This is a genomic window from Arthrobacter liuii (genome assembly GCF_014639275.1).
Classification (GTDB): Bacteria; Actinomycetota; Actinomycetes; order Actinomycetales; family Micrococcaceae; genus Arthrobacter; species Arthrobacter liuii.
Genome location: NZ_BMFW01000078.1, coordinates 1 through 1,092 on the forward strand (window position 1 = coordinate 1; position 1,092 = coordinate 1,092).

The 1,092-nt window shown below is 56.9% G+C and carries 1 rRNA gene; it reads left to right on the top strand.

What is annotated here, in order from left to right:
* Positions 1-1,070: ribosomal RNA gene (locus IEW19_RS23140) — 16S ribosomal RNA — on the top strand; the annotation flags it as partial.
* Between the last annotated feature and the right edge of the window lie 22 nt (positions 1,071-1,092).

Below are 1,092 nucleotides of genomic sequence, written 5' to 3' on the forward strand. Positions count from 1 at the left end.
GTGACGGTACCTGCAGAAGAAGCGCCGGCTAACTACGTGCCAGCAGCCGCGGTAATACGTAGGGCGCAAGCGTTATCCGGAATTATTGGGCGTAAAGAGCTCGTAGGCGGTTTGTCGCGTCTGCCGTGAAAGTCCGGGGCTCAACTCCGGATCTGCGGTGGGTACGGGCAGACTAGAGTGATGTAGGGGAGACTGGAATTCCTGGTGTAGCGGTGAAATGCGCAGATATCAGGAGGAACACCGATGGCGAAGGCAGGTCTCTGGGCATTAACTGACGCTGAGGAGCGAAAGCATGGGGAGCGAACAGGATTAGATACCCTGGTAGTCCATGCCGTAAACGTTGGGCACTAGGTGTGGGGGACATTCCACGTTTTCCGCGCCGTAGCTAACGCATTAAGTGCCCCGCCTGGGGAGTACGGCCGCAAGGCTAAAACTCAAAGGAATTGACGGGGGCCCGCACAAGCGGCGGAGCATGCGGATTAATTCGATGCAACGCGAAGAACCTTACCAAGGCTTGACATGAACCAGACCGGGCTGGAAACAGTTCTTCCCTTTTGGGGTTGGTTTACAGGTGGTGCATGGTTGTCGTCAGCTCGTGTCGTGAGATGTTGGGTTAAGTCCCGCAACGAGCGCAACCCTCGTTCCATGTTGCCAGCGGGTAGTGCCGGGGACTCATGGGAGACTGCCGGGGTCAACTCGGAGGAAGGTGGGGACGACGTCAAATCATCATGCCCCTTATGTCTTGGGCTTCACGCATGCTACAATGGCCGGTACAAAGGGTTGCGATACTGTGAGGTGGAGCTAATCCCAAAAAGCCGGTCTCAGTTCGGATTGGGGTCTGCAACTCGACCCCATGAAGTCGGAGTCGCTAGTAATCGCAGATCAGCAACGCTGCGGTGAATACGTTCCCGGGCCTTGTACACACCGCCCGTCAAGTCACGAAAGTTGGTAACACCCGAAGCCGGTGGCCTAACCCGTAAGGGGGGGAGCTGTCGAAGGTGGGACTGGCGATTGGGACTAAGTCGTAACAAGGTAGCCGTACCGGAAGGTGCGGCTGGATCACCTCCTTTCTAAGGAGCGCCTACAACAACC